This window comes from Streptomyces sp. PA03-1a, from assembly GCF_033792805.1.
GTDB lineage: Bacteria > Actinomycetota > Actinomycetes > Streptomycetales > Streptomycetaceae > Actinacidiphila.
Window position 1 is genome coordinate 34,811 of sequence record NZ_JARAVO010000012.1, and the last position, 23,043, is coordinate 57,853.

A 23,043-nucleotide genomic window follows, 5' to 3' on the forward strand; every position below is an offset into this window, starting at 1 on the left:
CCGGGGAGGTGTCGGGAATAATGTCATCAGGCGATTACTTCAGCTGAAGACATCGCCTGATGACATCAAGGAGAGCCGTGGAGAATCCCGCTATGGCGGAGCCCCGGTCCGCGCGGCAGCGAGCGCTGGTTCCCGTACTGGTCTCGCTCGGCATGCTGGTCGCCGTGGTCAGCAGCCTCGGCGCCCCACTGGTGCCGACCATCGCCGCCGAGGAGCACGTCTCCCTGAACGACGCCCAGTGGTCGCTGACCGTCACGCTGCTCGTGGGCGCTGTCGTCACTCCGGTGATGGGACGGCTGGGGGACGGTCCACGCCGACGCCCGGTGATCCTCGGGGCCCTGGTCGCGGTGCTCACCGGCTGTGTCCTGGCGGCGCTGCCGCTGGGCATCGGCTGTCTGGTGACCGGGCGCGCGCTGCAGGGCCTCGGGCTGGGCCTCACCCCGCTGGCGATCGCCACCGCCCGCGACGCCCTGCCGCCGGAGCGGTCCCGCCCCGCGGTGGCCCTGCTGTCGATCACCACCGTCGCCGGCGTCGGTCTGGGGTACCCGGTCACCGGGTTGATCGCGCAGTCCTACGGGCTGTACGCCGGATTCTGGTTCGGGGCGGCGGTCAGCGCCGCCGCCCTGGTGGCGGCCGCCGTGGTCCTGCCGCCGTCCCCGCGCCGCGCCGCCCCGCGGCTGGACGTGCCGGGCGCGGTGCTGCTCGGCACCGGACTCGCGGGACTGCTGCTCGCCCTGAGCGAGGCCGAGCTCTGGGGGTGGGACTCCGCGCGGCTGCTCGCCCTGATCGTGGGCAGCTTCCTGCTGCTCGCACTGTGGGTCGTGCACGAGCTGCGGACGGCCCGGCCGCTGGTCGACCTGCGGCTGACCAAGGACCGCACGGTACTCACCGCGAACGTGACCGCGCTGGTGGCCGGCCTCGGGATGTACCTGCTGCTGTCGCTGGTCACCCGGTTCGTGCAGACGCCGCGCGAGGCCGGTTACGGGTTCGGCGCCTCGGTGGCCGTCACCGGGCTGGTGCTGCTGCCCTTCTCCCTCGCCAGCATGGCCGCCGGCCGGGTGGTGCCGCTGCTGGCCCGGCGGGCTCCCACCGCACTGGTGCTGTCGCTCGGGGGCGCGGTCTCCCTGGCCGCCGTGCTGGCCTTCGCCCTGGCCCGCGGACAGCTGTGGGAGCTGTTCGTCATCATGACGGTGGCCGGCTTCGGGGTCGGCTGGATGTTCGCCGTCATGCCCGGCATGATCGTGGGTTCCGTACCCGCACACGAGACGGGCAGTGCGATGAGCTTCAACCAGGTGCTGCGCTACGTCGGCTACTCCACCGGAAGCGTGCTGAGCGCCACGATCCTGCAGGCCCACACCGCCGCCGGCAACGCGCTGCCCACGGGTGACGGCTACCGGACGGCCGCGCTCCTGGCCTGCGGGGTGTGGGTCGCCATGATCCTGTTCACCGCCGTCCTGCCGCCGCGGCACCGGCGCGCCGCGATCACGGCTCCCGCACCGGGCACGGACGCCGTGACGCACGGTGGGGAATCGGCGCGGCAGGAGGCGACACGGTGAACGAGGACACACCCTCGCGCAAGCGCGACTCCACTCGCAGCCGCGAAAGGCTGTTCCAGGCGGCGAGCGAGCTCTTCAGCGAGCGGGGCTTCGACCGCACCACCATCCGCGACATCGGGGAGCGGGCGGGCGTCGACCCGGCGCTGATCGCCCGGTACTTCAACAACAAGAGCGGCCTGTACACCGCGGTGCTGCGCGCCGAACTGGGCGACGCGACCCCACCGGACCTGCTCGCACCCGAGCGTCTGCGCGCACTGTTCGACCGCGGGGACCAGCGCGGCACCGGCCCCGTGTTCCGCGCGGCCGTGCACGCCCACGACGACGACGCCGTGCAGGACGCCGCCCGCGCCCAGTTGTACCTACGTGTGGTCGACCCGCTGCGCGAGCGGTTCATCCGCGACGGGCTGGACCGGCCCCAACTGCGGGCCGAGGTGGCGGCCGCCGCCTTCATCGGGGTGCTGCTGGCCCGCGGCGCGGGAACGCTCGACGAGCTCGCGGCCGCCGACCTGGACGATCTGGTACCCCTGGTCCGTGCGGCCCTGGGGGGCCTGGACGTCTGACGGCGGTCCGTGGGACGCCGGGCGAGCCCTGCCAGGAGTCCGGCAGGCCGTCCCGTCCCGTGACCTCGCCCTCATCCGCCGGCGCCACGTCGTACACCACCAGATGCCGTACGAGAGCCTCGAGCCCGGCCGGCGCAACTTCGGCCGCTCCACTTCGCCGACCCCGCCGCCGGTACGAACCGCTCCGGGATCTCCCGGCGGTGAGTCCTTGCCTTGGCCCTCCTGCGGGGAGCAAGATCGTCTCGCCGATCGAACTGACTGAGATCGGGTGCCTGCGGTTCATGGAGTTCTGATGAGCGGCTTCGCTTGGTGCGTCGTGCTCGCCGCTGCCTGGATGAGCTCTGTTCCGTCTGGCGTACGGACACGTTGCCAACCTGGCGGCGCCGGCTGCCGATGCTGATTCTGGTCGCCGGAGCGGCGGGTGCCGTCTCCGCGTCGTGGCAGAGGTTCGGCACCCCAGCCGTCCGGATCGTCGCGGGTTCAGGCCTCGTCCTGATCCTGGCCGCCTGGGCGGTGAGTCTGCGGGAACGCCGAAGGCGGACCGCCGGCCGACGCTAAGGAGTTCCCTCCGGATCAAGCCCGTCTGTTGCCCCTGGGCAAAAAGGTCTCGGATCCGTCGGGCGGGCGACCTACGCTGAGCCCCGTCCGCACTATCTGGGAGAAGCATGACAAGCAGGTTCACCGAGTTGACCGTTGACTGCCACGATCCGGACAGGCTCGCGGCCTTCTGGTGCGAGGTCCTGGACTTCAAGGTGATCGACCGGAGCGAGGGCAAGGTCGAGATCGGCTCATGGGTGCCGACCGTCGAGGATGTCCGGGCCCGCCAGATGCCGCCCACCCTGGTGTTCATCCGCGTGCCCGAGGGCAAGACCGTCAAGAACCGGCTTCACCTCGACGTCAGCCCGATCGACGGCAGCACCAAGGACGAGGTGACCAGATTGCTCGGTCTCGGCGCCGTCACGGTGGACGTGGGCCAGGGCCCGGACCGGAACTGGGTGGTCATGGCAGACCCCGAGGGCAACGAGTTCGACGTCCTGCGCACCTTGGCACCGCAGGACTACTGAGCCGAGCGATCGACGGCCCCGCGCAACACGCACCGTCAGGCGGGGTTCATCTCCCGGCTCCGGGTCGGCACACGACCCCAGGCGAGGGCGTACGCGCGAGCCGCGGCACCGGGGTCCTCGGCGGCGCAGATGCCGGACACGACGGCCGCGCCCGCTGCCCCGGCCTCCCGCAGTCGCGGGAGGTCGGCAGGGTTCACACCGCCGATGGCCACGGCGGGCAGTGCGCTGAGCCGGGCAAGGCGGGCGAAGCCGTCAAGGCCGAGCGAAGGCGGGGCGTCCGCCTTGGTCCGGGTCGCGTGCAGCGCGCCGATGCCGACGTGGTGGACGCCTGCCGGATCCTGGGCAGCGGCGCGCAGTTCCTCGGGGGTGGCGGCGCTGAGGCCCAGGATTGCGTGCGGTCCGATCAGTTCGCGGACGGCACCCGGAGGCAGGTCCGACTGCCCGATGTGGACGCCCGACACGCGTATGCCCCCGGCTCGGGCGGCCAGGAACACATCCACCCGGTCGTTGACGATCAACGCCACGCGCCCCGGGAGGACCGCGGCCACCTCCGTGACCGTGCGCAGGAAGGCACCGCCGTCGGCGTGCTTCTCGCGGATCTGCACCGCGGTGACGCCGCCCGCCACCGCCTGGGCGACGGTCTCGGCCACGCTGCGGCCCCGGGCCGTGCACTGGGCCGCGTCCGTGACCAGGTAGACCGACAGGTCGACCGGCGTCCCCGTCACGACACGGCCGCCCGCTCGGCGATGTCGGACTCCCGCAGCGCGGCGAGCGCGTCCAGGAACTCGACGGCGAAACTGCCGGGACCGGAAGCCTTCTTCGCGGCCAGTTCGGCGGCGATCGTGTAGGCGGTGACGGCCGCCACCGTCGAGGCGAACGGGTCCTCGTCCACCGCCGCGTAGGCGGCCATCACGGCACCCAGCGCGCATCCCCCGCCCGTCACCCGGGTGAGCAGCGCGTCACCGTTGGCGATGCGGGCCGTACGCACCCCGTCGGTGATGAAGTCAACGGGGCCGGACACGGCGACCACGCCGCCGGTCGCGCCGGCCAGGCGCTGTGCCGTCTCCTCCGCCGCCTCGACGCCGTCGGAGGAATCCACTCCGCGGCCGCCATCGCCCGCTCCCGCCAGCGCGATGATCTCCGAGGCGTTGCCCCGTATCACCGTCGGCCGCAGCTCGAGGAGCTGGTGCGCCAGCGCGGTGCGCACGGGCAGCGCGCCGACCGCCACCGGGTCGAGCACCCACGGGGTGCCGGCCGGGGCGGCCGCATGCGCGGCCTCGACCATGGCGGAGCGCTGCTCGGCGTGCGGGGTGCCGAGGTTGACCAGGACCCCGGAGGCGACCTGGGCGAACGGTCCGGCCTCCCCCGGGATGTCGACCATGGCGGGCGAGGCGCCCAGCGCCAGCAGGACGTTGGCGGTGAACCCCGTCACCACCGAGTTGGTCAGGCACTGGACCAGCGGGGAGTGGGCCCGTAGGCGCGTGAGCGCCTCCGCGGCGAAGGCGGTGTGGTCGGCGGACGTCGGGGGCATGCGGTGTCGCTCCTTGGGGGGACGGACGTGTGCGGGCGCCTGCGATGGTCGGCGGTTCGGGACGTGGCGGTTCAGGGCCGCGAGCGCTGACGCAGACGCAGCGGGGTGTACACCGCGAGGGCCACGAGGAAGGCCACGTAGTACGACAGGTCCGCGCCGTGCAGGGCGTCCGCCACCGGGCCGACGTACAGCGTGGTGTCCATGAACGGCACGGCCGCGGCGAAGGCGGCCACGAACGCGACCACGGCGGGCAGGCCGGGCTGCGGCCGGTCGGTCTCGGCGGCGAGGTCGATCTCCGCGCCCGCCCGTTCCCGTGCCCGCACCAGCCAGTCGACGATGACGATCGCCACGAATCCGGGGATCCAGTAGCCGACGAACAGCAGCACGTTCTGGAAGCGGGCGGTGGTGTCGGCAGCGTGCATCCACAGCACCAGGGGGAAGCCGAGCACGGCGGCGAAAGCGGCCGCCGCCGGGCGGGGAACGCGGACGCCGACGGTCTGCAGGGCCAGGGATCCGCTGTAGTCGTTCATGGCGTTGCTGCACAGGGCGGCCAGGGCCACGGCGAGCAGCCCGAACGCCCCCAGCGGCCCACCGCCCAGCAGATCGGCCACACCTGCGGCGGTCTGGTCGGTCAGGACGGACGCGCCCCACAACCCCAGGACCTGGACGGCCACGAAGGACACCACCAGGCCCGCCAGGGTGAACCAGAACATGCGCGAGCGCGAGGTGCTCCGTGGCAGGTAGCGGCTGAAGTCGCTGGCGTACGGGGCCCAGGACAGGGACAGGCTCAGCGCGATGGTGCTGGTCAGGACGAACGCCCCGCCCCGGTCGGCGCCGTGGGCGGAGCCGGTGACCGCGGGGTGGACGCCGTCGAGCAGCTTCCAGGCGATCAGGGCGAAGGCGACGGCGAGCACGAAGGTCATGACGATCTGGAGCCGGTGGATGGCCTCGTAGCCCAGGACGCCGAGAGCGCCCTGCCCGAGCATCATGATGAGGACCCCGAGCCAGAAGGGCAGGCCGCACAGCCGCGCCAGCGCGTCCCCGCCGAAGAGCCCGATCAGCGCGTCCCAGGCGACCGAGGACAGCCACTGCAGGATGCCGGGTAGCGCGACGGCCCGGCCGAAGGCCAGCCGGGCCAGCGGCAGCTGCCCCGCACCGGTCCGGCTCCCCCAGGTGCCCAGGTAGGCGGTGGGTATCGCGCCGATCACGGTGCCGAGCACCACGGCGGTGAGCGCGGTGGCGAAGTCCAGGCCGAGGACGATGCCGATGGTGCCGGTGAACACGCCGGTCATGGTGAGGTTGGGGGCGAACCACACGGTGAACAGCCGCCCCGGTCCGCCGTAGCGGTTGCCCTCGGGGACCGGTCGTATGCCGTGTGCTTCGATCCGCAGGTCGCCGGCGGCCGCCGGCATGCGGCCGTCGAAGACGGTCTGTCGGCTGTCGGCGGGCAGACCGCCGGAAACATGCGCCAATGGCATGGAGACATCCCTCCGCCAGTACGAACTGGTTCAGGTTCGACGGGTGTGATCTCAGCCCTCGGCGGGGCACCCCGTGTCCGGTACGGGGGACAGACTAACCCGACGGCGACGCCCGATGCGCCTGCGGGGCGCCCTCCCGCAGGGACCCGTTCGCGAGCGTTCACCCGGCGCCTGGAGGGGCGTGACGGTCACGGCGACGGCGCCCGCCACGGATCGGCGGGTTTGTGGCCCCGGTACCGCGGGCTGGGAAATAATCGGGGCATGGCATCGACGTCCAGCACCACAGAGCTGCGCCGCGAGCGGTTCCGCAGGCGGCTGCCCGCGGAACTGTCCGCTCTGCGGGGACCCGCGCACGGGACGGTCGCCCTGCCGCTGCACCTGGCCTGGTCGGGCCTGACGGAGTTCGATCTGGACCAGCCGCGGCTGCGTATGAGTTGTTACCGGACCGTCCTGGCCGAGGGCCTCCACGACGACTTGGTCCGCTACCTCGACCGGGACCTTCTCATCAAGCTCTGGCCCGTGCTTCGCACGCTGATCAGCCGCGACATCCGCGACGTCTGGGAAGCCGCCTTCAGCGAACTCCCCACTCGGGCGCCTCGAGCAGCGTGAACCTCGATCCACTGCACCGCCGGCTGCTGGCGGACGTCCTCAGCATCGGCAGTCCGTATCCCCTGGTCCTCACGGGTGGCTACGCGGTGCAGGCGCACGGCCTGGTCCAACGGCTCAGCCAGGACCTCGACGTCGCCACGGACAACAACGACCCGATGGACCAGATCGCCGCGACCGTCACCGCCGGGCTTCGCGACCGCGGCTGGCAGGTGCACGTCGTGGAAGCGGACCGCTGGCCGCACGTCCCACCGTGACCGACCCGGACAGCGGTGAGGAATGCGAGCTCGACATCCTCAAGGAAGTCCTCACCCGCCCCGCCGTGATCACCGACCACGGACCGGTCCTGTCCCTCGAAGACGTGGTGGGTACCAAGGTCCGCGCACTGGCCGACCGCGGGATCGTCCGGGACCTCATCGACGTCCGAGCCGCGGCCCACCTGTGGTCCTCGATCGAGCTCGAAGCGCTCGGCCGCCGCCACGCCCGCGACGCCTTCGACCTGGAGGACCTGCTGGCCCGCCTGGACGGCGCGGACTGGATCGACGACACCGAATTCGCCGCCTACGGTCTCACCGAGCCCGCGATCGGCGAATTGCGCAACCCAGGGATGGGCAGACGATCTCACCGCCCGTCTCCACGACCAGCCGCTCAACGCCTGACCGCCCTCAGCGACGGCAGGCTCGGTCGCGGAAACCGGACGCTTCGCCCGTGGAGGCACCGGCAGCCGTGGACCAGCCGCACGTGCGGTCCGCAGGGCCTGGCCCTGCTGGCGCTGCGCCGAAGCGTCACGCAGCGGCGCCGGCGCACCGCCGCCGGCATGACGTTCCGGCAGTTCCCGCATCCTGCCCCGCCCGCCTCTCGCGCACCGTCGGCGACGGGCCACTCGGGTGGTCCGCGGCGACACCACCACGCTGGGCGGCGCGGGTCCGGGGGCGCCGCTCCGGATCCGCGTTTAATCGCGCTCGGATCCGAAAAGCCGGGGGCTGGGAGCGCCGGCGGGCGCGGATCTCCGGGCCAGGCCTCACAGCGCTTGAGGGAGATTGCCATGAGCGGCACCACGACCTTGCCGGCACCGTCCGGTCCCTACCTGGGCAAAGGGTTGCTGCCCGCAGACTTCTACGCCTACGAGGAACTGCTGTCGGACCGGGAACGGGAGAAGGTCGAGTCCGTCCGCGAGTTCCTCCGCACGCAGGTCGCCCCGATCGTCGACGACTACTGGGCCCGGGCCGAATTCCCCTTCCAGTTGGTCGAAGGCTTCGGGAGGCTCGGGCTGGTGGACTGGGCCGACCCGGAATCGACGGGATCCAGGCCGAGCAACCTCTTCGCGGGTCTCATGGCCTTGGAGCTCGCCCATGCCGACGCGTCGGTGGCGACGTTCTTCGGCGTGCACACGGGTCTGGCCATGGGCACCATCCTCGCCTGCGGCTCCGAGGAACAGCAGCGGAGGTGGCTGCCGGCGATGAGCCGCTTCGAGAAGATCGGCGCCTTCGGGTTGACCGAGCCGCACGGCGGCTCCGACGTCGCCGGCGGGCTGCAGACGACCGCCCGCCGCGACGGCGACGGATGGATCCTCGACGGCGCGAAGCGGTGGATCGGCAACGCGACGTTCGCCGACCTGGTCGTCATCTGGGCCCGCGACGTCGAGACCCGTCACGTGCTGGGCTTCGTCGTGGAGAAGGACACGCCCGGGTTCACCGCGACGAAGATCGAGAACAAGATGGCGCTGCGGATCGTGCAGAACGCCGACATCGTGCTCGACGGCTGCCGGGTTCCGGAGACCAACCGGCTGCAGAACGCGAACTCGTTCAAGGACACAGCGGAGATCCTGCGCCGGACCCGCAGTGGGGTGGCGTGGCAGGCGGTGGGCATCATGTTCGGCGCTTACGAGATCGCCCTGGAGTACGCCAAGCAGCGGGAGCAGTTCGGCCGGCCCATCGGAGGCTTCCAGCTGATGCAGGACCTGCTGGTGAAGATGCTCGGCAATGCCACGGCGTCGTGCGGGATGGTGACGCGGCTGGCCCAGCTGCAGGACGCCGGGGTGTACCGGGACGAGCAGTCCTCGCTGGCGAAGGCCTACTGCACCGTGCGGATGCGGGAGACCGTGGGATGGGCGCGCGAACTGCTGGCCGGCAACGGCATCATCCTCGACTACAAGATCGGCCGGTTCGTCGCCGACGCCGAGGCCATCTACTCGTACGAGGGCACGCGCGAGATCCAGACCCTCATCGTCGGGCGTGCCGTGACCGACGGCCTGAGCGCTTTCGTGAGGTGACCAAGTTGACCACCGAATCCGTGTTCACCGGGCTGAAGGTCCTCGACGCATCGAGCTTCATCGCGGCACCGGCCGCGGCCACCATGCTCTCCGACTTCGGAGCCGACGTCATCAAGATCGAGCCGCCGGGGAACGGCGATCCCCAGCGGCGGCTGGGCTCCGTACCGCCCAGTCCCCAGGCACGGGCCAACTACAGCTGGCACCTCGCCAACCGCAACAAGCGTGGCATGGTGATCGACCTGAAGTCCCCGGCGGCCACCGGGATCCTCAAGCGCCTCGTCGAGTGGGCCGATGTGGTGATCACCAACTTCCCGCACGGCACCCGCGAGAGACTGCACCTCGGCTACGACGAGGTCGCGGGCTGGAACCCGCGGGTCGTCTACGCCGACATCACCGGCTTCGGTGACACCGGCCCCGACGCCGGGCAGCCGGGCTTCGACCTGACCGCCGCCTGGTCGCGCAGCGGGCTGCTGGCCTCCACCCGGGACGCGGGAGCACCGCCGACGGTGCCGGTCTGGGGCAGCGGCGACTACATGTCGGCGATCGCCGTCTACGCGGCGATCGTGACCGCCCTGTACCGCCGTGAGCGAACGGGACAAGGGGCCAGTGTCGGGACGTCGCTGCTCGCCACGGGCGTCTGGGCCACGGGAACCCTGGTGGCCGGCGCACTCGCCGGCGGCACGTCCTTCGAGCTGCACGACCGGAAGGCGCCGGCGAATCCGCTGGTCAACCCCTACCGGACCGCGGACGGCGAGTGGTTCATGCTGGTGGCGTCTCCCCCGCACTGGCCGGGACTGACGCGGGCCATCGGGCGCCCCGAGCTGCTCGAGGACCCGCGTTTCGCCGACGTCGAGGGTGTCCTCGAGAACGCCGCCGCGCTCAGCGAACTGCTCGACGCCGAGTTCCGCGCGCGGCCCTTCGCCCACTGGAAGGACGCCCTGGGACGAGAACGCGTCACCCACAGCCTCATCCAGACCCCTGAGGAGGCCGCGCAGGACCCGCAACTGCGCGCGAACGACATCGTGGTGCCGCTGGAAGGAGTCACCGGGCTCACGGAAACCATCAGCAGCCCGGTCAACCTGCGAGGAGTGCCGAAGGTGCCGGCGAAACGTGCGCCGGACCTGGGCGAGCACACCGACGAGATCCTCACCGAGCTGGGATTCGGCCCCGCCGAGATCGCCGAACTGCGCGCCCAGGGAGCGATCCCCGGCGGGACGGAAACGAAGGCGCCGCGGTGAGCGGGGCATCAGCGTACGGGCCCCGATCCCTCGGGCTCGGCACCGAGCACCAACTGGTCCACGTGATCTACCGCAACGGCGCCCGGTACCTGGTGCAGGCATGGACGGAGAGGGCGACGCTCGCCAAGAGCGCAGCCGTCGCTGCTACAAGCCGTGGTGGGTACGCTCCAGGCGGCAATCCTTTGTCTGACTCCTGCTCCGGAAGCAGACGGAGCTCTGGCGTGAGGGCGTGAAGCTGGCGGGGCGCAGGCGCCTGGCGCCTGCCCCGACCCAAGCTCCCGCGTAGTAGAGCGGCCCCGCCGCGGACAGGGGAGGTACGTCGGCGGGGCCGCGTACGGCGCCCGCCCGGTACTCACCACGTAACTGGGCGAGCTGCTGGGGGCCTAGCTGCGCTCCGCATGGGCAGGGATCAGTAGATTCCAGCCGACAGCCTTCCACTTGCGGACCGCGCATCTGGTCCTACCGCCACGCGTGGGTGCGCTGGACGCACGCGGCGACGACGTCTTTGAGGCTGCCGTTGCGCTCCAGCAGTTCGCGCTGGGCCATCGCGCCGTTTCCTGTCCTGAGTAACGCGGTGAGCGCGTCGCGGGCTGTGGGCAGGTCTCCGTTGTCGTCCAGTGAGTCGTGGACGTGGTCGAGCAGCGCCCGCAACGCCTCTTCGGCCGGCACCGGCTCCATGGTGAGAGGGTGCACGAGCTTTCCGGTCAGGCCGGAGCGTGAGGCGTGCCAGCCAGCAGCAGGAAGCCGACGGGGTGGCCGGCGACGGGGGTGCCGTTCCGCCAGTCGCGGGCGGCGGTGTCGACGAGCGAACGGATCAGTGTGGCGAGAAGCCCCGTAGTGGAGGCGTCCAGGCAGACGTCGGCGATGCTGATCTCCACCGTCGGGTAGGTACGGGACAGCCTGGCGTCGGAGTAGATCATGCCTTCGTCCCGGAGCGCCGCAGTGGCCACCATGGTGCGCACCAGGGCGTGGTAGCGAGCGGCGGACCCGAAGGGCTCCACGGGAGCGGCCGACGGCCGTCTGCCCCATACACGGCTTCGGCAGCTGGCGAAGCCACTGTCCTGCCCCTGCCAAAAGGGCGAATTGGCGCTCTGTGCCGGCGGCAGCCAGGGGCAAATCCGGTCCAGAACGGCCACGCCCTCCTCGTCGGAGCCCACCGATACGTGGACATGGCAACCGCAGGTCATCTGCTCGTCAGCGGTCAACCCCCCATGCCGTCCCTGCCTCAGGCAAAGCCATCAGCATGTCGTCTCCTCAAGCGAAAGAGGCGTTGTTGATCCCGCGTCTTCCCGGTCGGTGGCGGCACATGCCGCTCCTCAGGGCAGCGGCGTGCCGCCCGTGGCGTTGACGACCTCCGCGGTGATGTAACTCGCGCGCTGGGAGGCGAGGAAGACGTACGCCGGGGCCATCTCGGCGGGCTGGGCGGGGCGGCCCAGCGGGGACTGCTTCCCGAACTCGGTGGTGTCCGGGAGGGTCGCCGGGATCAGGGGGGTCCACACCGGCCCTGGGGCCACCGCATTGACGCGGATCCCCTGGGAGGCGACCATCTGGGCCAGTCCCTGGGTGAAGTTGACGATCGCCGCCTTCGTCATGGCGTAGTCCAGCAGATGAGGGCTGGGCTTGTACGCCTGGACGGAGCTGGTGTTGATGATCGAGCCGCCGGCGGGAAGGTGCTCGAGGGCCATCTTCGACAGCCAGAACATCGCGTACAGGTTGGTCTTGAGCACCCGGTCGAACTGCTCCGTGTCGATGGCGCCGATGCCGTCCGGCTGGGACATCTGGTAAGCGGCGTTGTTGACCAGGATGTCGAGCCGTCCGAACTGCGCGAGCGCCAGGTCGATCACCTCGCGGCACTGTCCCTCCTCGCGAAGGTCACAGGAAAGGGCGGCGCCCTTGCGACCCGCCTTTACGATGAGTCCGACGGTAGTGTCCGCGTCGGCCCTCTCCTCGGGCAGGTGCGTGATGAGCACGTCCGCGCCTTCGCGCGCGAAAGCGAGCGCGACGGCCCGGCCGATCCCGGAGTCGCCACCGGTGATCACCGCGGCCCTGCCTTCCAATTGGCCGTTGCCCTTGTACGAGGTCTCGCCGTGGTCGGGGGGCGGGTCCATCGGCCCCGTCCAGCCCGGATGCGGCTGGTCCTGGGCGGGGAGGTCCGGCTGAGGCTGACGGGTGACCGGGTCTTCATTGCGGGAGGTCATGCGGGTTCCTCCATCACTTCTCGATCGCGGCTCGAGATGGTCCTCTATGCGCACATCAGCTTCACGGTGGCCAGAGTGACCGCCGGGACGTCGTCCGGCCCGCGCGCGGCAAGGGCCGCCGGTTCGTACCTCAGGCCGGGGGCTACGGTCATTGCTTTCTCGTCTCCCTCCACGATCGGATCACGGGGCTCCTGCCCGAGTGCGCGCACGCCATGCCGCAGGAGGTGGCGGGGTAGCGGCGACGAAGCAGGCGGGACCCTGCCCTGACCACTGCCCGCGCCGTAATCCGGGCACTGTCAGTGGCCGGGGTTGGCATCCGCGCCATGGACGTACCTGAATCACTCGCTGACCTGCGACGGCAGTACGAGACAGCCCGAAAGGCGATCCGAGCTCACCGAGCGACAAAGACTCCGGTACTGGAGAGGTCGGAGGAGCAGCGAGCTGAGAGCACCGCGCTGCAGGCGAAGTGGGTGGAGGTCGCGGCGGAGTTCCGGGCCGCGATCGAGGAGTCTGGCCTTGATGCGGAACACGGCTCGTACGAGCTGGGCAGGGCCATCCGTGGGGCGGCATACGGCGACGACTACGCCGGAGAGTAACCAGTCGCTCGCCCCGTCGCCACCGGAGCCGAGCGGCCCCACCATACGCGAGGACGTATGGCCGGCGGAGCGGCGCAGGACGCCCCGCTCTGCACTCACCACATAACCGGACGGGCTGTGCACGGCAGCCCGACAAACTGCCGCTGACATCGCTGGCACATCAGTGCTAGTGGGACCACTGGGCTCCGCCTAGCACGATCTTCCACACTCGGGTCGCCACCTGGAGGTTGAGGCGGTCCTCGACGTTCGCGAGGTTGTTGCCACTAATGTCGCGGATGCGCTGGAGCCGATAGCGCAACGTGCTGCGGTGGATCGCGAGGGATTCGGCGGTCTCGTCGTAGTTGCCCCCGCAGTCGAAGTACTGGGTCAGGGTCTCCACCATGGCTGCGTGGTGCTGGGAGTCGTAGTCGATGAGCTGCCCGAGCCACTCGTGGACGAACGTCTCTAGTTCCTGGTAATCGTTGCCAGGTCCCAGGATGCGGTAGAGGCCAAGCTCGTCGAAGAACGTCGTGCCGTAACGCTCGCGGGAGTGACAGCGCACTTCCAGGGCGCGCTGCGCCTCCTGGTAGCGGTGGGGGATGTCGTCCGGGGCGTTGCAAGGGGAGCTCACCCCGATCGTCCCCGACCGTGTCCCGGTCTCCCGGGCGAGCGCCTCGTACAAAGCGTGGGCGTGCGGTCTGTCGTCGGCGACTAGGACCACGTGGTCGGAACGTCGGGTCAGCAGTGAGCGCATGCCCGCGGCACAGGCCGCCCGGGCCACGGTCTGCGCGAAGGAATCGTCCGCAGTCCGGTTCGACCACTGCACCACGACGATGTACTGGCTGCGGTGCAGGTCGTGTCCGACTGCCTCGGACCGGGCGTAGGCGCTCGCCTCGTCCGTTCCCGCCAAGAGGTCATCGGCCAGCTCGCGGTGCAGCCTCAGCTCCACTTCGGCCAGATGACGCAGGTGCGCCAGCTCCAGTGCGAGCGACGTGGCAGCGTGTTCCAGCGCGAGCACGGTGTGCTCATCTGCCTCGTCCCGGGCATCGACCAGCGCCAGCACGCCCAGGGTCTCTCCGTGCGGGCGGACCAGGGTGATCAGCCGGTCCTTGATCCGCACCGGCCCGGCCTCACGGGCGACGGCGTGCAGCATTTCGTCTTGGCGCACGGGGTCCGGTTCCGGATAGGGATCGGGGCGGCTGGGGCCGGTCCACGACCTCAGCCGACCGAAGCGGTCCTCGGCCAGCGCGGGAAGTCCAGTGAGCCCGTGCAGTGTGCGGGTGATGGCTTCCTCACCGCCACCCGAGGCAGCGACCTCGGCCATGATCGCGTGAACGGCCCGCTGCCACCCCAGCTCAGCCACGACGGAAATCAGCTGCCGCTGGAGGGCTGTCCGTTCATCCCTCAGCCGGTGAAGCTCCAGCGCGTCCTCGCGGTGGCAGCGGTGTGCGAAGGCGACTGACAAAGCAGCAGCGGTGTGCCGGACGAGCGTGGCGAGCAGGCCCCGCTCGGCCTTGGTGGGCCGGGAGCGGGACGTCACCACGAGGTAGCCGAGGAGTCCCTCAAGTCCGCGCAGCCCCAGGGCCCGGCCCCAGGGCCAGCCGGGTACGGCCACAGGGCCGTCTTGCCCGGCCAGCTCCCGAACCCTGCAGTCCAGGGCCAAGGCATGGATCTGCCCATCCCTCGGGCTGGGGACCAGGTCGCCGTCCAGCCTGAGGTATCCGGCCTCGGCGCTATATGGCCCTGCGGCGGCTATATGGTCCATGGCCAGGCGCAGGATCTCGCCTTCGTCCAGAGTGTCGAATAGTGCGCGGGAGAGCGCCATCAGTTCGTGGGGGGCATGGTCGGCTGGGGTTGGAACGGGCGGGCGGGGCCCCCTCCGCGCGGCCGTGGAGTGCCGCCCGGCGCTACACCGCGTAAGGCTGCTCTCCCGATCGGAGCCGCGGCGGTACAGTTTGTGCGCCCGGCTGCCGGCCATGGGATCACTCCGTTCTCCCAAGCGGGCGGTACAGGTTCCGGGCCCGGCGGCCAGCCGTGGTGATTCCCTTCCCGGAGCCCACCTGGAGCTGACAGCGACCCTTCCCGTACGGCCCTCCTACCAACTTACCCGAGATGTCCGAAGTCTTCGTCTGTGCTCGCGGGGCGACGGGCTCCGCTGTTCTTTGACTTGCCGGGTGCAGGCGTAGAGCTGCTCGGTTCGCGAGTCTTGGGCTGCCGGGGGCTGTCGTACGCACTGGCAGGAAGGACTGGGCGATGACCGAGCACCCTCGTAGGCCCGTTGCCACGTACGAGACGCACCAGGAAGCCGAACGCGCTGCCGACCACGTCTCGGACCAGGGGTTTTTCGTGCAAAGGGTGGTCCTCGTCGGTCAGGACGTCCGCCTCGTCGAGCGTGTCATCGGCCGTAGGGACTTTGGCAGGGCCGCCCTGCACCGAGCGGCGAGCGGGGCCCTTCCCGGTGCGCTGATCGGCTGGCTCTTCGGCCTCGTCGTCTGGGTGGACCTCCTCGTCTCCACCCTGCTCGCCGCCCTCTACGGCCTGATTTTCGGAGCCGTCGTGGGCGCGCGCTGTTCGGCCTGCTGCTGTATGCCCCGCAGGGCGGCCATCAGGACTCCGGCTCCGCTCGATGCAGCCCAGCCGGTACGGCGTCGTCGTGGACGAAGCGGTCGCCCTGCACGCTCAGTCCCGCACCTGAACGATCGGATCCGCAGTGCCGGCGCATGCCGCCGCACCGGGAGGAGTTCCTCATGGCCAAGGCAGTGGGCATCGACCTGGGCACCACGAACTCGGTGATCGCCGTGTGGGAGGGCGGTGAGCCGTCCGTCGTGCCCAACAGCGAGGGCAACCGCACGACACCGTCGGTGGTGGCCTTCACCGACACCGGCGAACGCCTGGTGGGCCAGCTGGCCCGGCGCCAGGCGATCCTCAACCCCAAGGGCACCATCTACTCGGCCAAGCGGTTCATCGGCCGGCATTTCGACGAGATCTCCGACGAGGCCAGGGCGGTGGCGTACGACGTCGTCGAGGGCGACGGCGGGGCGGCCCGATTCAAGGTGCGCGACAAGCTTTACGCGCCTGAGGAGATCAGCGCACAAGTGCTGCGCAAACTCGCCGACGATGCCTCCAAGCAGCTCGGGGAGCGGGTCACGGAGGCGGTCATCACGGTGCCCGCCTACTTCAACGACGCTCAGCGCACCGCCACCAAGGACGCCGGACGGATCGCGGGACTGGAGGTGCTGCGGATCATCAACGAGCCGACGGCGGCTGCCCTCGCGTACGGCATGGACAAGAAGCAGCACGAGACCGTCCTCGTCTTCGACCTGGGCGGCGGCACCTTCGACGTGAGCATCCTCGACGTCGGCGACGGCGTGGTGGAGGTGCGCTCCACCGCCGGCGACAGTCACCTGGGCGGCGACGACTTCGACCGGCGTCTGGTGGACTACCTCGCGGACGACTTCCAGAAGGAGAACGGCATCGACCTGCGCAAGGACCCGCAGGCCCTGCAACGACTGTTCGAGGCGGCGGAGAAGGCCAAGACCGAGCTCAGTTCGGTGACGCAGACGCAGGTCAGCCTGCCGTTCATCACAGCGGACGCCTCGGGCCCCAAGCACCTCACCGACTCGATCATGCGGTCCACGTTCGAGCAGATCACCGGGGACCTGGTGGAGCGTTGCCTGGGGCCAGTCCAGCAGGCAATGGCCGACGCCAAGGTCGGCGAGAGCGACCTCGACGAGGTCATCCTCGTAGGCGGCTCCACGCGTATCCCGGCGGTCCAGGCCCTGGTCCGCCGCCTGACCGGCGGCAAGGAACCCAACATGAGCGTCAACCCCGATGAGGTCGTGGCCCTGGGGGCCGCGATCCAGGCCGGGGTGCTCAAGGGCGAGGTCAAGGACGTCCTGCTGCTCGACGTCACGCCCTTGTCACTGGGCGTAGAGACGCGCGGTGGAGTGATGACGAAGATCATCGAGCGGAACACCACCATCCCGGTACGCCGCAGCGAGACCTTCTCCACTGCGGAGGACAACCAGCCGGCCGTCGATGTGGTGGTCCTCCAGGGCGAGCGCGAGTCCGCGGCCGACAACCGCGTGCTCGGCCGGTTCCAGCTCACCGACATCCGGCCGGCGCCGCGGGGCGAACCGCAGATCGAGGTCACCTTCGACATCGACGCCAACGGCATCCTCAACGTCAAGGCCCGCGATCGGGACACCGGCAAGGAACAGGGCATCACCATCAGCGAGAGCTCCAACCTGGACCGCAGTGAGGTCGAACGCATGGTGCAGGAGGCCGAGAGCAACCGGAGCCAGGACCAGGCACTGCGCGAGGCCGTCGACGCCCGCAATGAGCTCGACGCCGTCGCGTACCAGGTCGAGAAGCGCCTCGCCGAACTGGGCGACGCAGCCCCGGCGCACGAGAAGGCACGCGCCGAGATGCTCGTGTCCGACGCCCGGGCGGCGGTCAAGGAAGAGGCGGGCGTGGAGCGCGTGCGGCCCCTGACCTCCGAACTCCAGCAGGTGCTCGCCGGGCTGGCGGCCCATCAAGGAGCCGCTCCCACGGGCAGTCCCGGCCAGGACGCCGCCACGGGTGGTCCCACGAGTGGCGGTGGCGGTGGCGACGATGTCATCGACGCCGAGTTCGACAAGGACTGAGGCGCGCCATGCCCAGCCGCCCCCAGGAACCCGACCGGGCCCCGTCGGATCCGGTCGAACCGGTCCCGGAAAACGCCGTACGCCCTCCGCACGGGGATTTGCCGCAACCTGGCCCGCCGCCCCGGCCGGAAGCGGCGAACGGCGAACCGGGGCCCGACGCCGCCGGCCCCGGGCGTGCCGAGGACGAGTACACGACCGCGATCCAGGAACTGGAGGACCGCTGGCGGCGCGCGCTCGCCGACCTCGACAACCTTCGCAAGCGTCACGCCAGGGAACTGGAGCGGGAGCGGGCGGTCGAGCGGTCCCGCACGGCCGCCGCCTTCCTGCCCGTCATCGACAACCTCGAACTCGCCCTGACCCACGCCGGCGCCGACCCGGGCGCGATCGTGGAGGGCATCCGAGCCGTACGAGACCAAGCGGTGAACGTCCTCGAACTGCTCGGCTACCCGCGGCGGGCGGAGACAGGCGTCGCCTTCGACCCGGCCCGGCACGAGGTGATCGGCGTCGTCCAGGACCCCGACGTGGAGCCGGGCACGGTCGTCGAGGTGCTGCGCCCCGGCTACGGGGACGGCGAGCGACAGCTTCGGCCGGCAGCGGTTACCGTCGCAAAGCGGGAGTGACCGGCGATGGCTCGGGACTACTACGAGGTGCTGGGCGTGTCACGGACCGCGAGCCAGGACGAGATCCAGCAGGCATATCGCAAGCTCGCCCGCAAATACCACCCCGACGTCAACAAGGACCCCGCGGCGGAGGAACGCTTCAAGGAACTCAACGAGGCCTACAGCGTCCTGTCGGACCCGAAGACCCGGACCCGTTACGACCGCTTCGGCGAGGACTTCCGCAAGATCCCGGAGGACTTCGACGAACGGGTCGCGGCGGGAGCGGGCGCCGGCTTCCGCGATGGGAGGACCACGGGCGCGGGCGGTCCCCGCGTCCGGTACGCCACCGGCTTCGGAGCGGAGGGCATCGACATCGAGGACCTGCTCGGCTCCATGTTCGGAGCCGGCGCCGCCCGAGGCGTCCCCGGAGCGGACCAGGAGGCCGAACTGCCCCTCACCGTCGAGGAGGCGTACAAGGGAGGCCGTCGCACCGTCACGCTCGCCGGTCCCACCGGGCAGCCGCGGCGGTACGAGGTCGACGTACCGCCGGGCGTCACCGACGGGCAGCGCATCAGGCTGGTGGGCGAGGGCGGCCAGGGCAGTGGTGACGCCCCCGCGGGCGACCTGTACCTGCGGGTGCGTATCCAGCCCCACCCCCGGTTCCGGCTGGACGGCCGCGACGTGCACATCCAGGTCCCGGTCGCCCCCTGGGAGGCGGCCCTGGGTGCAACCGTGCCGGTGCCCACCCCCGGCGGTGGCACGGCCAAGGTCACGGTGCCCGCGGGCTCGTCCAGCGGCCGACGGCTGCGGCTGCGCGGCGAAGGCATGCCCAACCCGCGCGGCGCGAACGGCGACCTGTACGCCGAACTCCGCATCATGGTGCCGCCCACCCTCGGCGACCGGGAGCGCGAACTGTTCGAGGAGCTCGCCGCCACCTCCTCATTCGACCCCAGGAGGACGCGATGAACGACCGACCCGCGGGAGCGGCAGGCATCGGCCGGGCCAGCCTGGGCGACCGTCCGGTACGAACGGGCGCCGACATCACCGCCTCGACGGCCGTCCGATACGCGCTCGTGGCCGCCCCCAGGCTCTCCCTGGACGTGGTGGCCCGTCGCTCGGGCCTCCACCCCGATCTGATCCGCCGGTTCGTCGCCCTCGGCCTGGTCGACGCCGAACGCGACAGCGCGGGACACCTGGTATTCGACCCCACGGCCCCGGCGGTCCTCGCCCGTATCCAGCGGCTGCGCTCCGGACTCTGCCTCAACTACGCATCCATCGGCCTGGTGCTCGACCTGCTCGACCGCATCAGCCTGCTCGAAGCCGCCCTGCGCGGCCGCGGCACGAGGAGTGAAACACCCCCATGGACATGAACCGTCTCACCCAGAAGTCCCAGGAAGCCCTCCAGGAGGCCCAGACCGCGGCCGTCCGCATGGGGCAGACCGAGGTCGACGGGGAACACCTGCTGCTCGCACTTCTCGATCAGGAGGACGGTCTGATCCCGCGGTTGCTGCAACGGGCCGGCACCGAGCCGGAGGAACTGCGCGCGGCTGTGCGCGAGGAACTCTCCCGCCGCCCGAGGGTCACCGGCCCCGGCGCGGCACCCGGCCAGGTGTTCGTCACTCAGCGCCTCGCCCGCCTGCTCGATGCCGCCGAACGGGAGGCCAAACGCCTCAAGGACGAGTACGTGTCCGTGGAGCACCTCCTGCTCGCCCTTGCTGAGGAGGGCTCTTCGACCGCCGCCGGGCGACTGCTCAAACAGGCCGGCATCACCAGGGACTCGTTCCTGAGCGCGCTCACCCAGGTCCGCGGCAACCAGCGCGTCACCTCCGCCAACCCCGAAGTGGCCTACGAGGCTCTGGAGAAGTACGGCCGTGATCTCGTCGCCGAGGCCAGGGACGGCAGGCTCGACCCGGTCATCGGCCGGGACGCCGAGATCCGCCGCGTCACCCAGATCCTCAGCCGCAAGTCCAAGAACAACCCCGTCCTCATCGGCGACCCCGGCGTGGGAAAGACCGCCATCGTCGAGGGCCTCGCCCAGCGCATCGTCCGCGGCGACGTGCCCGAAGGACTCCGCGACAAGATCGTGTTCGCTCTCGACATGGGTTCGCTGGTCGCCGGCGCCAAGTACCGCGGTGAGTTCGAGGAACGCCTCAAGGCCGTGCTCAGCGAGGTCAAGGCCGCGCAGGGGCGCATCTTGCTCTTCGTCGACGAACTGCACACCGTCGTCGGCGCGGGCGCCGCCGAAGGGGCCATGGACGCGGGCAACATGCTCAAGCCGATGCTCGCCCGCGGCGAACTCCACATGATCGGCGCCACCACCCTCGACGAGTACCGCAAGCACATCGAGAAGGACGCCGCCCTCGAGCGCCGCTTCCAGCAGGTCCTGGTCGACGAGCCGAGCGTGGAGGACACCATCTCCATCCTGCGCGGGCTGCGCGAACGCCTCGAGGTTTTCCACGGCGTGAAGATCCAGGACACCGCGCTGGTCTCCGCGGCCACCCTCAGCCATCGCTACATCACCGATCGATTCCTGCCCGACAAGGCCATCGACCTCGTCGACGAGGCGTGCGCCCGGCTGCGTACCGAGATCGACTCGATGCCCGCCGAACTCGACGAGATCACCCGCCGCGTCACACGCCTGGAGATCGAGGATGCGGCCCTGTCCAAGGAGACCGACCCCGCCAGCAAAGCCCGCCTGGAGGAGCTGCGCAGGGAACTGGCCGACCTGCGCGGCGAGGCCGACGCCAAACACGCCCAGTGGGAGGCCGAACGGCAGGCGATCCGCCGCGTGCAGGAACTGCGCCAGGAACTGGAGCAGGTCCGCCACGACGCAGAGGAGGCCGAACGCGCCTACGACCTCAACCGCGCCGCCGAACTCCGCTACGGCCGCCTCCAGGACCTGGAGCGGCGACTCGCCGCAGAGGAGGAGCAACTGGCCGCCAAACAAGGGCAGAACCGGCTGCTGCGCGAGGTCGTCACCGAGGAGGAGATCGCCGAGATCGTCGCCGCCTGGACCGGCATCCCCGTCGCCCGCCTCCAGGAGGGCGAACGCGAGAAGCTGCTGCGCCTCGACGAGATCCTGCGCGAGCGCGTTATCGGCCAGGACGAGGCCGTCAAGCTCGTCGCCGACGCCATCATCCGAGCCCGCTCCGGCATCCGCGACCCTCGCCGCCCCATCGGATCGTTCATCTTCCTCGGCCCCACCGGCGTCGGGAAGACCGAGCTGGCCAAGACCCTCGCCCGGACCCTGTTCGACTCCGAGGAGAACATGGTCCGCCTCGACATGAGTGAATACCAGGAGCGGCACACTGTCAGCCGGCTCATGGGCGCACCGCCCGGATACGTCGGCTACGAGGAAGGCGGCCAGCTCACCGAGGCCGTACGCCGCAAGCCGTACTCGGTTGTGCTGTTCGACGAGATCGAGAAGGCGCACACCGATGTCTTCAACACCCTGCTGCAAATCCTCGATGACGGCCGCATCACCGATGCTCAGGGCCGCACCGTCGACTTCCGCAACACCGTGATCATCATGACGTCCAACATCGGCTCCGAGCACCTCCTCGACGGCGCCACCGCCGAGGGTGAGATCAAGCCGGACGCCCGCGCCCTGGTGATGGGCGAACTGCGCGGGCACTTCCGCCCGGAGTTCCTCAACCGCGTCGACGACATCGTGCTGTTCAAGCCGCTCGGTGAGCGGCAGATCGAGCGCATCGTCGAGCTGCAGTTCGACGAGCTGCGGCAGCGGCTCGCAGAGCGCCGCATCGCGGTTGAACTCACCGACGCCGCACGTGAGGTGATTGCCCACCAGGGCTACGACCCGGTGTACGGTGCCCGGCCACTGCGGCGTTACATCTCCCACGAGGTTGAGACGCTGGTCGGGCGCGCCCTGCTGCGCGGCGACGTCCAGGACGGCGCGACGGTGCGCGTCGACGCCGAGCACGGAGAGCTGGTTGTCACCTACGAGCGGCCGGAGGGGGCCCGGGAAGCGAGAGCGGCGTGAACACCACCCGGACGACGACCGTGACCTGCCCGAACTGCGGGCGCGACAACCGGATTCCTGTAGCCGCCGAGGGACGCCCCAAATGCGGCCACTGCAAGCAGCCCCTGCCCTGGATCGTCGACGCGGGCGACGACGACTTCGCCGAAGTCGCCGACAACGCCACCCAGCCCGTCGTCGTCGACCTCTGGGCCACCTGGTGCGGCCCCTGCCGCATGGTCAGCCCCGCCCTCGAACAGGTCGCCCGCGACCTCGCCGGACGGATCAAGCTTGTCAAGGTCGACGTCGACAAGAACCCGCAGCTCAGCCAGCGGTTCGAGGTGCAGGCGGTGCCGACCCTGCTCGTCCTGGACCATGGAGGGACGGTCGCCCGGCAGGCAGGCGCGGCACCCGCGCACGTCCTGCGCTCGTGGGTCGAGCATGCGATGACGGACCGGCGAACCACTGCAGGACAGTGAACACGATGGGCCGGCCACCGTGGAAGCCGACGAGACCGCAGTCCCCGAGACTCCGGACTTGCACGGAAGGTATCCCCCGTTGACCGACGAGCGGAGACCGAGACTCCCTGACACATGAGGAGAAGATCGGAGGCCCACCACTGGGGCGCCCTGCGGCGAACGAAAGGCCTGCGTCTGCCTGGGCTCAACTCACCCGGTTGGCCAGGCCGACCAACACAACAAAGATAGCGAAAATGGGCCCATCCGCAGGTATCTCTGGATCGAC

19 protein-coding genes, 2 pseudogenes and 1 riboswitch are annotated in these 23,043 nt (G+C 70.5%); of the genes and pseudogenes, 15 read left to right on the top strand and 6 right to left on the bottom strand.

What is annotated here, in order from left to right; translation table 11 throughout:
• The first annotated feature begins 92 nt into the window (after positions 1 to 92).
• From PV341_RS04380 to PV341_RS04390, 3 genes are all read left to right on the top strand, one after another.
• Positions 93 to 1,556, top strand: a complete 1,464-nt coding sequence (locus PV341_RS04380; RefSeq protein ID WP_500356751.1) for an MFS transporter — start codon at positions 93 to 95, stop codon at positions 1,554 to 1,556.
• Positions 1,553 to 2,116: a TetR/AcrR family transcriptional regulator gene (locus tag PV341_RS04385; RefSeq protein WP_500329294.1), complete on the top strand. Its 564-nt coding sequence runs from the start codon at positions 1,553 to 1,555 to the stop codon at positions 2,114 to 2,116. Before PV341_RS04380 ends, PV341_RS04385 begins: the two co-directional genes overlap by 4 nt.
• A gap of 665 nt (positions 2,117 to 2,781) precedes the next feature.
• Positions 2,782 to 3,180 carry a VOC family protein gene (locus PV341_RS04390; protein ID WP_500329293.1) on the top strand — a complete coding sequence of 133 codons (399 nt, stop codon included), beginning with the start codon at positions 2,782 to 2,784 and terminating at the stop codon, positions 3,178 to 3,180.
• A 35-nt stretch (positions 3,181 to 3,215) separates the two neighbouring features.
• Here the strand turns inward: PV341_RS04390 and thiE are convergent, their stop codons facing one another.
• The 3 genes from thiE to PV341_RS04405 all read right to left on the bottom strand — a co-directional run bounded on the left by thiE (position 3,216) and on the right by PV341_RS04405 (position 6,189).
• A complete protein-coding gene (gene thiE, locus PV341_RS04395) occupies positions 3,216 to 3,905 on the bottom strand; it encodes a thiamine phosphate synthase (RefSeq protein ID WP_500329292.1) in 690 nt (229 codons plus the stop codon).
• Complete coding sequence (gene thiM, locus PV341_RS04400; RefSeq protein ID WP_500329291.1) at positions 3,902 to 4,711, bottom strand: hydroxyethylthiazole kinase; 810 nt, start codon at positions 4,709 to 4,711, stop codon at positions 3,902 to 3,904. The genes thiE and thiM overlap by 4 nt, the downstream gene beginning before the upstream one ends.
• Positions 4,712 to 4,782: 71 nt before the next feature.
• Positions 4,783 to 6,189, bottom strand: coding sequence for a purine-cytosine permease family protein (locus PV341_RS04405; protein WP_500329290.1), 1,407 nt, complete (start codon positions 6,187 to 6,189; stop codon positions 4,783 to 4,785).
• Positions 6,180 to 6,273, bottom strand: a riboswitch (TPP riboswitch). It overlaps the preceding gene by 10 nt.
• A 177-nt stretch (positions 6,274 to 6,450) precedes the next feature.
• Here PV341_RS04405 and PV341_RS04410 point away from each other — a divergent pair.
• From PV341_RS04410 to PV341_RS04425, 4 genes and pseudogenes are all read left to right on the top strand, one after another.
• Entirely contained in the window at positions 6,451 to 6,798 is a 348-nt protein-coding gene (locus PV341_RS04410; protein WP_500356752.1) for a transcriptional regulator, read from the top strand.
• Positions 6,795 to 7,454 (top strand): annotated as a pseudogene (locus PV341_RS04415) (nucleotidyl transferase AbiEii/AbiGii toxin family protein). Before PV341_RS04410 ends, PV341_RS04415 begins: the two are co-directional and overlap by 4 nt.
• 386 nt (positions 7,455 to 7,840) lie before the next feature.
• On the top strand, positions 7,841 to 9,067 hold the full coding sequence (locus PV341_RS04420) for an acyl-CoA dehydrogenase family protein (RefSeq protein ID WP_500329288.1): 1,227 nt from the start codon (positions 7,841 to 7,843) through the stop codon (positions 9,065 to 9,067).
• Complete coding sequence (locus tag PV341_RS04425; RefSeq protein ID WP_500356754.1) at positions 9,064 to 10,305, top strand: CaiB/BaiF CoA transferase family protein; 1,242 nt, start codon at positions 9,064 to 9,066, stop codon at positions 10,303 to 10,305. The genes PV341_RS04420 and PV341_RS04425 overlap by 4 nt, the downstream gene beginning before the upstream one ends.
• A gap of 459 nt (positions 10,306 to 10,764) precedes the next feature.
• Here PV341_RS04425 and PV341_RS04430 read toward each other — a convergent pair.
• Together PV341_RS04430 and PV341_RS04435 are read right to left on the bottom strand one after the other, a co-directional pair.
• Positions 10,765 to 11,513, bottom strand: a pseudogene (locus tag PV341_RS04430) (glutamate-cysteine ligase family protein); the annotation flags it as partial.
• A gap of 108 nt (positions 11,514 to 11,621) precedes the next feature.
• Positions 11,622 to 12,503 (bottom strand): SDR family oxidoreductase, encoded by an 882-nt coding sequence (locus PV341_RS04435; RefSeq protein WP_500356756.1) that lies wholly within the window; start codon positions 12,501 to 12,503, stop codon positions 11,622 to 11,624.
• A 323-nt stretch (positions 12,504 to 12,826) separates the two neighbouring features.
• On the opposite strand from PV341_RS04435, the gene PV341_RS04440 reads away from it, so the two are divergent.
• The gene (locus PV341_RS04440) at positions 12,827 to 13,099 is read left to right on the top strand and encodes a hypothetical protein (protein WP_500356757.1); all 273 of its coding nucleotides are present in this window, start codon (positions 12,827 to 12,829) and stop codon (positions 13,097 to 13,099) included.
• A gap of 166 nt (positions 13,100 to 13,265) precedes the next feature.
• Here PV341_RS04440 and PV341_RS04445 read toward each other — a convergent pair whose 3' ends face one another.
• Entirely contained in the window at positions 13,266 to 15,056 is a 1,791-nt protein-coding gene (locus PV341_RS04445) for a PucR family transcriptional regulator (protein ID WP_500356759.1), read from the bottom strand.
• Between the two features lie 275 nt (positions 15,057 to 15,331).
• Between PV341_RS04445 and PV341_RS04450 the strand changes: the two genes are divergently transcribed.
• From PV341_RS04450 to trxA, 7 genes are read left to right on the top strand one after another with little or no spacing between them, the layout of a single operon-like run.
• On the top strand, positions 15,332 to 15,871 hold the full coding sequence (locus PV341_RS04450; RefSeq protein ID WP_500356760.1) for a YflT domain-containing protein: 540 nt from the start codon (positions 15,332 to 15,334) through the stop codon (positions 15,869 to 15,871).
• Positions 15,826 to 17,724, top strand: a complete 1,899-nt coding sequence (gene dnaK, locus PV341_RS04455; protein ID WP_500356762.1) for a molecular chaperone DnaK — start codon at positions 15,826 to 15,828, stop codon at positions 17,722 to 17,724. Before PV341_RS04450 ends, dnaK begins: the two co-directional genes overlap by 46 nt.
• An 8-nt stretch (positions 17,725 to 17,732) precedes the next feature.
• Positions 17,733 to 18,344: a nucleotide exchange factor GrpE gene (locus PV341_RS04460; protein WP_500356764.1), complete on the top strand. Its 612-nt coding sequence runs from the start codon at positions 17,733 to 17,735 to the stop codon at positions 18,342 to 18,344.
• Between the two features lie 6 nt (positions 18,345 to 18,350).
• Positions 18,351 to 19,289 (top strand): DnaJ C-terminal domain-containing protein, encoded by a 939-nt coding sequence (locus PV341_RS04465; RefSeq protein WP_500356766.1) that lies wholly within the window; start codon positions 18,351 to 18,353, stop codon positions 19,287 to 19,289.
• A complete protein-coding gene (locus tag PV341_RS04470) occupies positions 19,286 to 19,693 on the top strand; it encodes a chaperone modulator CbpM (protein ID WP_500356768.1) in 408 nt (135 codons plus the stop codon). Before PV341_RS04465 ends, PV341_RS04470 begins: the two co-directional genes overlap by 4 nt.
• Positions 19,684 to 22,323, top strand: a complete 2,640-nt coding sequence (gene clpB / locus PV341_RS04475; RefSeq protein WP_500356770.1) for an ATP-dependent chaperone ClpB — start codon at positions 19,684 to 19,686, stop codon at positions 22,321 to 22,323. Before PV341_RS04470 ends, clpB begins: the two co-directional genes overlap by 10 nt.
• The gene (gene trxA, locus PV341_RS04480; protein WP_500356772.1) at positions 22,320 to 22,778 is read left to right on the top strand and encodes a thioredoxin; all 459 of its coding nucleotides are present in this window, start codon (positions 22,320 to 22,322) and stop codon (positions 22,776 to 22,778) included. The genes clpB and trxA overlap by 4 nt, the downstream gene beginning before the upstream one ends.
• Positions 22,779 to 23,043 lie beyond the last annotated feature (265 nt).

Bases quoted from the DNA above. Each gene is read 5' to 3' on its own strand.
- PV341_RS04420 (WP_500329288.1), top strand. From the start codon at position 7,841: ATGAGCGGCACCACGACCTTGCCGGCACCGTCCGGTCCCTACCTGGGC.
- PV341_RS04405 (WP_500329290.1), bottom strand. From the start codon at position 6,189: ATGCCATTGGCGCATGTTTCCGGCGGTCTGCCCGCCGACAGCCGACAG.
- dnaK (WP_500356762.1), top strand. From the start codon at position 15,826: ATGGCCAAGGCAGTGGGCATCGACCTGGGCACCACGAACTCGGTGATC.
- PV341_RS04465 (WP_500356766.1), top strand. From the start codon at position 18,351: ATGGCTCGGGACTACTACGAGGTGCTGGGCGTGTCACGGACCGCGAGC.
- PV341_RS04435 (WP_500356756.1), bottom strand. From the start codon at position 12,503: ATGACCTCCCGCAATGAAGACCCGGTCACCCGTCAGCCTCAGCCGGAC.
- PV341_RS04470 (WP_500356768.1), top strand. From the start codon at position 19,286: ATGAACGACCGACCCGCGGGAGCGGCAGGCATCGGCCGGGCCAGCCTG.
- thiM (WP_500329291.1), bottom strand. From the start codon at position 4,711: ATGCCCCCGACGTCCGCCGACCACACCGCCTTCGCCGCGGAGGCGCTC.
- PV341_RS04460 (WP_500356764.1), top strand. From the start codon at position 17,733: ATGCCCAGCCGCCCCCAGGAACCCGACCGGGCCCCGTCGGATCCGGTC.
- PV341_RS04390 (WP_500329293.1), top strand. From the start codon at position 2,782: ATGACAAGCAGGTTCACCGAGTTGACCGTTGACTGCCACGATCCGGAC.
- PV341_RS04450 (WP_500356760.1), top strand. From the start codon at position 15,332: ATGACCGAGCACCCTCGTAGGCCCGTTGCCACGTACGAGACGCACCAG.
- PV341_RS04445 (WP_500356759.1), bottom strand. From the start codon at position 15,056: ATGGCCGGCAGCCGGGCGCACAAACTGTACCGCCGCGGCTCCGATCGG.
- clpB (WP_500356770.1), top strand. From the start codon at position 19,684: ATGGACATGAACCGTCTCACCCAGAAGTCCCAGGAAGCCCTCCAGGAG.
- PV341_RS04410 (WP_500356752.1), top strand. From the start codon at position 6,451: ATGGCATCGACGTCCAGCACCACAGAGCTGCGCCGCGAGCGGTTCCGC.
- PV341_RS04380 (WP_500356751.1), top strand. From the start codon at position 93: ATGGCGGAGCCCCGGTCCGCGCGGCAGCGAGCGCTGGTTCCCGTACTG.
- PV341_RS04440 (WP_500356757.1), top strand. From the start codon at position 12,827: ATGGACGTACCTGAATCACTCGCTGACCTGCGACGGCAGTACGAGACA.